Raw genomic sequence first — 6,692 nt, forward strand, 5'->3', positions numbered from 1 at the left:
TTTGGGCCGTCAAAGCCCGAAAGTTTGCAATCCCCAAGACCTTCTCGCCCCGAAAACTGATTCTTGATCAACCGCTTGGAGGTTCTTCACGGACGACTAGTTGAGCAGGCAGGGCTTCTGCGGCTGGGCACGCGTCTCGGCCATCCAATCGTTCCAGGCTCGCTCATGCTTGACGTAGAGCTCCAGCCAACGCGCGCCGTGCTCGTTCTGCTGCAGATGAGGCTCCTGATCAGGCAAACCGGCGCGCAATCGCGCATCCGGATTGTCCAACGTTTCGAACTCTAGCGTCTCCGAAATCGTCAGGCCGACGAGAACACGCTGTCCCGCGCCATCTACGATGTATCGCCGCGGAGCGTCCTTCTTGGGTTCACTCATCTCGTCATGCCCCCATTCGCTTCAGTGAGAACCCCGAGTGCCTGCCGGCGAGCCGGACGGTGCCTAAAAGGCTCGTCGGGCATGGCCGAATGTTGAGGTGGGAGTCGAGGTCTCACCGGAGCTTGCAGCCCTTCGCTGGACGCGCCAAGCACGCAGCGCATATCCCAAGATGAGGCCAGCGCCAAAAATGGAAGCGGAGACAAATGCAGAAGCCATGGAGAGTCGTCCCGGATAGTCCGGGGACACATCAAGACCGAGCGGTGTGTCGACATCATGATTTTCGATGACTCCCGGCGCCGAAAGATTGCTCACACCTTGACTTCTTGTGTGCATGCAAGGCAATGCCGTGTCCGATCATCCACCCCCACCTCTCGTTTCGGCCGGCAACGATCCCACTCTATATAGAGATGCTCTTGCGAGCTTGCGGGCCCGAGGCTTTGATCGTCGAGCAGGAGCGATTCGCGCAGACCCCGCTTCCCGCAACGGGAATTTCGGGCCGATCGGTCGGCCGATGCCCTTGCAACCGTCCGGGAGCCGTGCATTATTTCGCATCGCATTTCGAAGGGATTCAATCCAATGAACTTCCGCGTGCTTATTCCATCCATTGCCCTGTCTGCTCTTGGCCTCACCTTGACCGCATCCGTGGCGCCAGCCGCCGAGCTCGCGCTTGGTCCGGCGCATCATCGGGCGGCTTTCGTCCAAGGCGGAGTTGTGCTGTGGGATGATGTCTACCCGCCCGCGATCTATGGTCCCCAGCTTCGCCCGGTCGAGGAAGTCGCGGCCATGAAGGCGCACGCACGGCCCGTGTCCCAGCGCTGGTGGGGATACTGGTACGTTCGGTAATTCGAGAGCGCTTGGCTGAGCGCAGCCTGGCTCTATCAACGACCGCCGCCGTTCCGGACACCCCGGCCGGCGGCGGTTTTGTTTTGAGCTGCGGGAGGACGGTCGACCCATGCCCGCCGCCCTTTCCAAAAGAACCCTCAAAAAACTACCTCCAATTACTTCAGGTACTTACGGGGATCGATTTGCGAAATTGCTCGTACCCCGCGAATCCTTTCTCGATACTCGCAAAATCAAGCAGCGAATTTGCGCTCGGTGAGCACCTGCCGTCGGGGCATGCCAGCTTCAGCCTTGAGCCTCGGGCTCGTTTGCGGAGTTGATTGATGCTTCAATCATGCGGACTGGAGACTTCCTCTTATGCATCATCACCTCGTCGGCCGCCTGCAATTTAAAGAACCGGTGCAGCTGCTGATCGATCAGTCGCTCGATGCGTTCTTCGGCGGCAAGGTCTGCGAACAGGCGCTTCTCGTTCAGCACCTTCGCAGCAGCTTCTGCGGAACGATTGCCTTCTGTAGTGGGGTGACGCGTGCGCACCATTGGAAGCAATACGCCGTCAACCTCTCTTTTAAGCGCAACGATCCATTGAGAAGTGGTCTCGTAGTTTCCTTCCGGGCAAGCCTTCTTGAGGTGTTCGGCGAATTCGGGGGGCAACATCTCAATTGCGGGCCGTAAGGTCGACGCAGCGCGGTCGCGATAGAGGCTGGTACTGAAACTAAAGAGCTCATCGTAATCTTCGCGGACGCGCCGAGAGCGCGTATTCGCCTCATTGAGCCTTGCCGCCTGCTGTTTCTTGTGTTCGAGCCAATCATCAGCGAGGGGCTGCGGGTGCTGCCACAGAACAGCATTTTCTGCACGATCAAGTTCGGCAGCCAGATCGAGTTCGTGCTTCTTCTGAATCCGACGCTTGCGCCACATCAAGAAAGCGATGCTCGCCATGCATTCTTCCTGGAGAGGGCCGTCGGGGCAATATTTCTCAATTAGCCGACGACGCAACCGGTCGAACTCGTCCGCGCTTTCCCAAGGCATCAAGTCGATCGAAGAGAAGGCGCCGTGCTTCAGGGCGCTCGGCTTCCTGGAGATGACAGCTTTCCGCGCGCTACCGGCGGCTCTTGTGCGAGGGCTGAGAGGCTCATCTCGAGACATGAGGTAACTTCTCCGTCTTGCTAAAGCCGACCTCCCCCTTTCGATTTTGTTCTGGAGTTAGAAAAATCGGCCAGGCGAGAGCCTGCTGCGGCATTCCCGTTGCCGATTCGGATACTGATCTTCCTACCGTTCGAGAAAGCGGTCTAGCTCTACCGTCAGAATGTCCACACTTTTGGAAGGCGCGGAGCTAGCGCGGGCTACCGACAAGCTGCAAGCGCACTACGCGCTAGCTAAAGGCGCCGGTCGGCCCGTCTGCCATACGCATGAAATCAAATGAACATCAACTCTGCGGCGAGCGTCACCAGCCAAAGCAGTAGGCCCACACGAGCAACACTATGCGGCGTTCAGTGGAAATTATACACAAGCTCAAAGTTCAACCGGAGAACTCGGAGACGGAAACGCTCGAGGCTGTAGCCGATCGCGGCTACTTCAACAGCCCGGAGATCCTTGCGTGCCACGAGGGCGGCATCACGGTGACTCTGCCCAAGCCCCTAACGTCGGGCGCCAAATCGGAAGGGCGCTTCGGTGCAGGAGTTTGTCTATTTGCCGGAAGAAAACGCCTATCGCTGCCCAGCTGGAGAGCGGCTGCCATATCGCTACACGAACGAAGAAGACGGCAAGATGCTGCGGCGCTACTGGACCACGGCCTGTCAAAGCTGCTCACTCGAGTCCCAATGCACGAGAGGGCCGGAGCGGCGGATTACACGATGGGAGCATGAGCACGTGCTCGATGCTGTGCAGCAGCGCCTTGATGCAAATCCACAAGCCATGCGCCAGCGTTGAGAAACAGTTGAGCATCCGTTCGGCACGATGAAGGCCGGCATGGGAGCGACACACTTCCTGACCAAAACGCTTTCGAAAGTAGCCGCCGAGATGGCACTATCCGTCTTGGCCTACAATCTGACGCGGGCCATGAACATTGTCGGGATCAAGCCGCTCATCGCTGCGATCGCGGCCTGAGACGCCAGTCCCGGACCTCATAACCCGCGTCCTCCTCAGACGTTTTTACACGGCCAAGACCCATAACGGAATTACGGAACCGCTACGGACCTGATGCATATTGGACGGTTCAAAAACACCGATAACCCTTCACTCCGTGGCCCGGCAGATGGTCTCACCTCGATGCGAGAACCAACAGCAAATTGCTCTTTGATTGAAAGAGGTTCTTGCATCGCTGATGCCTGCACCAAATTCTGGTTTACTCGATCCAGGCTACGGCTTCTTGGTCGAAGCGCCACGCTGGCTTGCCATTTCATCATCAGTGCTGTCCAACAAGGATTTCTTCATCGACGACTTTCGCTCAGCCACCCGCCGTTTGCTTGCGGACTCGCGAGAAGCAAATACTGACCTCACTTAGTAGCAAGCGTATTAGCACCCTTGGCTTTGTCGGGTGTGTTTTGCTGAGTCAATGCTGGAGACGAATTGAGCGGCGCGACGGTCGAAATCGCGAACAGAATTATCACTGTGAGCATGATCGATTTCATCGAAGATACCCTTCTTGACCCGCAGAGATTTATCTGCCATTTTAAATCCGACGCATTGATATAAAATATTTAAAATCACGTCTTCAAGAGATATTTTCAAGTATCGTTCCCCGGGATGGAAGATGATGGACGAGAAGATTGTCCGTTTGCGCACATATCAGAAGAACATAGATCGGTATGTGCGCCTGCTCGAAACGACGCTGACCGAAGTTGAACGGCAGTACATTGAGAGACGCTTGACCGAAGAACGATCGGCTATGGCGCTACTGTCTGCCTCATCGCTTCAGATGGCCATCGAGGCTAACGTTGCCAATCAGGCATGCAACCGCCAGCCCAGCTTCAACGCCGCAGAATAGTGCTAACATCGGTCAACCGTCCGCTGCGCAACTGCCCCGCAAGGGGGGATGCACAGAGATCCGGGTAGCGACGAATGCACGAATCTGCGCAAGCGACTGCGGTCCGCAACTCTATGCTGGCATGGCCAGGATCGGTCCGGTGCCAAGAGCCGATATTTTTCGATCCATTGCATCAGTGACGCGCCCGCCGATGCTCTCGGCCTGCTGTTGCTTGCACTGAGCAAGGACAAGCTTGGGCAGCGGTTACCTTTCTGATCCGGGGGGCTTGACTTAGATCAACTAACCTTCGGATGTGCCTCGGAGCGCGATTTCAACAGCCTTGCGAATTCGCTCACTTTGGCTGGGGGCGATGCCATCCAAGTGGTAAATCCGGCATAGCAGGCCGTTGATGCGCCTTACGATAACGCGGTTACTGGAATGTCGGTTGCGCGCGCGCACCAACTGACGCCGCACCTCGATCAGGTCAAGGCGACGAAACGCTCTTGATCGTACCATGTGAGTTGGACCTTCCGCACGGGTGCTAACGCTCTCGTTTGATCCGGGGTCGAACGATCATGGGCCTCAAACAGATTCAGGCGCCGACCGCACAATCTGTTTGCAGTTAATTAATGACGTGCTATTAACACAAAATTAATTAATTTCAATTTCCGAGTGGGGCGCCGATTTGAATACCCCATTAAATCAAACGTTCGATATTTCCGGATCTGAGGTCGCTTCGGAGTCCTTTGGCTTCCCTGAGCCTCGCCCAGCCAACGCGCTCATCATTTCTGACGCGCGTCTCCTGTTCTCAGGGGAATATGCACGTTCGGGCCATGATCTCATCATTTCCGATGCTAACCATCGACTCACGATCCCCAATTACTTTCTCGGTGAGAAGCGTTCGCCGCTCAGCTCTGCGGACGGCGCGCTGCTCGATGCAAGGGTTGTTGAAGCTCTCACCGGCCATCAAATCTTTGCTCAAGCCGGAGGAAATGCCGCCGCTGGAAAGGTGATTGGCCATGTCGCCACCATAACGGGCAGCGCCAGCATCGTTCGCAACGGCGTTACTATCGAGGCGAATAACGGGGACGTCGTCTATCAGAACGATATCGTGCAGACTGGAAGCAGCTCTACTCTCGGCCTCGTTCTGATCGACGGCTCAACGTTCAACCTGAGTGCCAACGCTCGCTTCATGTTGAACGAATTGGGGTATGAGGGGCAGAGTAGCGCGAGCGGTACCCTAGTCAGTCTGACGAGTGGCGCGAACCATTCGCTGTTCACCCTCGTCCAGGGGGCCGCCAGTTTCGTCGCTGGCCAGGTCGCCAAAACGGGCGACATGCAAGTCGCGACGCCTACTGCCGTGATTGGAATTCGCGGTACAGCAGTCATTCTTAACGTCGATGCAGTGGATGGACAGGTCTCGGTCTCCGTTGCCGATCAGCAAGACGGTCAAGTTCATTCCGTACAGGTCTTCAAATGTGTCCCAACGAACTTGCTTCAAGGCGTTTGTACCGCGGGGGATCCAATCGGGATAGTTACCAGCGACGGTCCATCGATGACCATCACGCCAACGGCCAATTTCGAGGTGACCACCCAAGCCATCAGTAAGAGCCCAAGCCAGGTTGCGCAGGAGTTCAATGCTTTTCAGCAGGTGTTAACGACCTACGATATCGGGAAACAGATCGCTCCAGACACTCCGGCACCTAGCGACGGCAAGCGAGGAGATGTTGATACAAAATCACTGCAGAAGTTCGCTGGGAGCCCGCCATCATCACCCACCGAGGCCCCGACTACTGTTGTTGCGGACGACGTGAAGGGCCAAGCTGGTAGCGGATCGATCACTCCATTTTTTGTGACTCTCGCTTCCATCACGGGAGCTTCTGCGTCCGCATCAAAACCGCTCGTCCCCACTTTGGATACAACGCAAGCTATCGCCTTGGTGTCGTTGGCACCTGTAACTATCGCCAATGCAGGTGGGCCAACCAATCAAGGAGGCCAAACGATCAGCGGAACTGTCGATGCGTCCCTCGTTGGAACGACAGTGACGCTGTACGATACCTACAATGGTGTCACCACACAAATTGGAACGGTGACCGTTGGCTCTGGCGGTGTTTGGAGCACGGCAGTCACTCTGGCAGGAGATGGCGACCACAGCATCGTCGCTTTGGACGCTAGTGCCAACGTTAGCACAAGCGTACCCGTTGTTTTCACCCTGGACATGACGGCGCCCGCGGTCGCGATCACCAGCGCGGGCGGACCGGTCAACCAGGCCAGCCAGACCATCACCGGCACGGTCGGCGTCGCCGATGCCGGCGCCACCGTCACCATCCTGGACGGCACCACCGCGATCGGCACCGCCATCGTGCAGAGCAACGGCAGCTGGAGCACCACGGTCACGCTCAACAACGGCCAGAACTCGCTGACCGCGCGGGTGAGCGATGCGGCCGGCAATACCGCGACCAGCGGCGCAGTGGTCTATACGCTCAGCACCACCGGCCCGACGGTGACCGAGGCC

At 57.2% G+C, this 6,692-nt stretch carries 6 protein-coding genes and 1 pseudogene; 5 read left to right on the plus strand and 2 right to left on the minus strand.

Going from position 1 to position 6,692, the window contains the following annotated elements; all coding sequences use genetic code 11:
- Positions 1-96 precede the first annotated feature (96 nt).
- The gene (locus tag IVA92_RS20965; RefSeq protein ID WP_247279341.1) at positions 97-375 is read right to left on the minus strand and encodes a hypothetical protein; all 279 of its coding nucleotides are present in this window, start codon (positions 373-375) and stop codon (positions 97-99) included.
- A gap of 576 nt (positions 376-951) precedes the next feature.
- On the opposite strand from IVA92_RS20965, the gene IVA92_RS20970 reads away from it, so the two are divergent.
- Positions 952-1,218, plus strand: a complete 267-nt coding sequence (locus IVA92_RS20970; protein ID WP_247279342.1) for a hypothetical protein — start codon at positions 952-954, stop codon at positions 1,216-1,218.
- A 282-nt stretch (positions 1,219-1,500) separates the two neighbouring features.
- On the opposite strand, the gene IVA92_RS20975 is transcribed toward IVA92_RS20970, so the two are convergent.
- Positions 1,501-2,151: a hypothetical protein gene (locus IVA92_RS20975; RefSeq protein WP_247279343.1), complete on the minus strand. Its 651-nt coding sequence runs from the start codon at positions 2,149-2,151 to the stop codon at positions 1,501-1,503.
- Between the two features lie 617 nt (positions 2,152-2,768).
- Between IVA92_RS20975 and IVA92_RS20980 the strand changes: the two are divergent.
- The 4 genes and pseudogenes from IVA92_RS20980 to IVA92_RS20995 form a co-directional block, all read left to right on the plus strand.
- Positions 2,769-3,318: pseudogene (locus IVA92_RS20980) on the plus strand (transposase); the annotation flags it as partial.
- 193 nt (positions 3,319-3,511) lie between these two features.
- Positions 3,512-3,715, plus strand: coding sequence for a hypothetical protein (locus tag IVA92_RS20985; protein ID WP_247279344.1), 204 nt, complete (start codon positions 3,512-3,514; stop codon positions 3,713-3,715).
- Positions 3,716-3,964: 249 nt separating this feature from the next.
- Positions 3,965-4,198 carry a hypothetical protein gene (locus tag IVA92_RS20990; RefSeq protein ID WP_091894168.1) on the plus strand — a complete coding sequence of 78 codons (234 nt, stop codon included), beginning with the start codon at positions 3,965-3,967 and terminating at the stop codon, positions 4,196-4,198.
- A gap of 664 nt (positions 4,199-4,862) precedes the next feature.
- On the plus strand, positions 4,863-6,692 hold a 1,830-nt coding region (locus IVA92_RS20995; protein ID WP_247534306.1), incomplete at its 3' end, for a FecR family protein.

The organism is Bradyrhizobium sp. 154 (assembly GCF_023073875.1).
GTDB lineage: Bacteria > Pseudomonadota > Alphaproteobacteria > Rhizobiales > Xanthobacteraceae > Bradyrhizobium.

Coding starts and splice junctions, on each gene's coding strand:
- IVA92_RS20965 (WP_247279341.1), bottom strand. CDS start 375: ATGAGTGAACCCAAGAAGGACGCTCCGCGGCGATACATCGTAGATGGC.
- IVA92_RS20970 (WP_247279342.1), top strand. CDS start 952: ATGAACTTCCGCGTGCTTATTCCATCCATTGCCCTGTCTGCTCTTGGC.
- IVA92_RS20975 (WP_247279343.1), bottom strand. CDS start 2,151: ATGGCGAGCATCGCTTTCTTGATGTGGCGCAAGCGTCGGATTCAGAAG.
- IVA92_RS20990 (WP_091894168.1), top strand. CDS start 3,965: ATGATGGACGAGAAGATTGTCCGTTTGCGCACATATCAGAAGAACATA.